The sequence below is a fragment of the Streptomyces sp. NPDC057702 genome (genome assembly GCF_042799315.1).
GTDB lineage: Bacteria > Actinomycetota > Actinomycetes > Streptomycetales > Streptomycetaceae > Streptomyces.
Genome location: NZ_JBHVJC010000006.1, coordinates 266757 through 268426, shown reverse-complemented (window position 1 = coordinate 268426; position 1670 = coordinate 266757). Strand labels below are relative to the sequence as shown.

Below are 1670 nucleotides of genomic sequence, written 5' to 3'. Positions count from 1 at the left end.
CCATCCCGCCCCGCGGATTCCTCGCGTTACGCGGCACGATAAACGGCTCCCCACCCGAAGCCCAGATCGTCCCGTACGGCAACGCGTCCCCCGAACCCAACGACGACGGCGCCCCCACCGCCATCCCAAAACCCTTCGGCGTCGTCTCCTTCGTCTCGTTCTCCACCCACGAACCATTCGGGATGAACAACGCCTTCCCCTCGTTCCACGCCACCTGGGACTGAATATGATCCAACCCCGGCGTCCCCTTCAACACATACCCCTTCGCCTGCAACTCGTGATACGCCTCAAACGCCGCCAACACCGCATCGTGCTTCCACGCGTTCGGCTCCAGATTATCGATCGCGTCCAACACCTGCCGCCCACCGATCTTCGCGATGAACGGATACAGACTAAACGGCAGGTAATACGGATACTTCCCCGGATACGTCCACCCCGCGATCCCCTCCTTCTTCGCCGCCGCACACAACGCCAACATCTCATCCCACGTCCGCGGATACTCCCAACCATGCTTATCCAACAACGACCGCGAATACCACACCCCATAGATGGTGTAGGCGTAGTACAAAACCCACACCTCATCACCCTCGAACTGCCCCATCTCCACCACCCCCGCCCGCAGGGTGTCCCGCACCTTCTTCCTCGGATCATCCAACGACGGCGCGTCCAACAACTCCCGCAGATCAGTGAGCTGATCCTTCGAGACCAACGTCCCGAAATCCATCTGCTCCGCACCCGAGTTGTCGATCAGATCCGGCGGCGTCCCCCCGTTGAACCGCGGCGCCAACTTCGCCTGAATCTTCTGCGTCGCCGCATGCTTGATCTTTCCCTCAGTCTCCGGATACGCCCTCACGTACTCAGCCTGAGCGGCCTTCGCGTATTCATCGCCGAAACCGCCGTCGAAGATGACGACGTCAAGTTCCGCGCTCTCGTTGACCGCCAGCGGATTCTTCGCCGACTTCTTGCCCTTTTCGACCTGCTTGGTGTCGTCGCCGCCACCCGTCGCGCACGCACTCAAAGCCGTCATCGTGGGAACGGTGATCAGCCCGATCGCCGCCGCTCGTTTGACCAGATCGCGACGGCCGAATTCTGAGGTGAATCCCATCTCAAGTCCTCGCCTTCTCCAGGACTCAGGCGGTGTCAGATCTCCGGTACCTCGTCCGCCGATGGCGAACGACCCGACACCGCGGGCCAGGTGGAGCTGATTCAAGTGCTGCGTGTGCGCAGAGATGTCGACGGCGCGAGCGTGCCAGGTGGGCGCACACATCCGCCATCGGGTCCGCTGTCATGAACGACGGCGGATCAGGTGCGACAGGTATAGTCCACTCACCGCGCACGGGGCAAGATTAAGAACAGAGTTCGTCGGGAGTCTTTCCCGAGTTGAGACCTCGCGACATAGGGCGTGGGCTCGTGCGGCGGGTGCGGTGTCCTCGCACCTGAACGCGCTTTACGCGCCCGGCACTCGGGCCCCAGCGGCACCCCCACGGGCCGCGTCCTCGCCGTTCGCCGTAGCATCGCCACGCTTGCCCGATCGGGCAGACTCGCCGTGCCTCGCGAGCCCTTCGGCGGTCTCGCCGCACAGACGGAAGCGGGGCCGCCAGCCCGGGGGGAGGGGGCCCCGGGGGTTTGGGCCGAACCCGGTGTTGGGGTGGACGCCCCGAAAAAAGGCC

Annotated in this window: 1 protein-coding gene; it reads right to left on the bottom strand. The window is 63.8% G+C overall.

Annotated features, from left to right (window positions below):
* Positions 1 to 1105: N-acetylglucosamine/diacetylchitobiose ABC transporter substrate-binding protein (gene ngcE, locus ACFVFR_RS06755; RefSeq protein WP_383698588.1), on the bottom strand; the 1105-nt coding region annotated here is incomplete at its 3' end.
* Between the last annotated feature and the right edge of the window lie 565 nt (positions 1106 to 1670).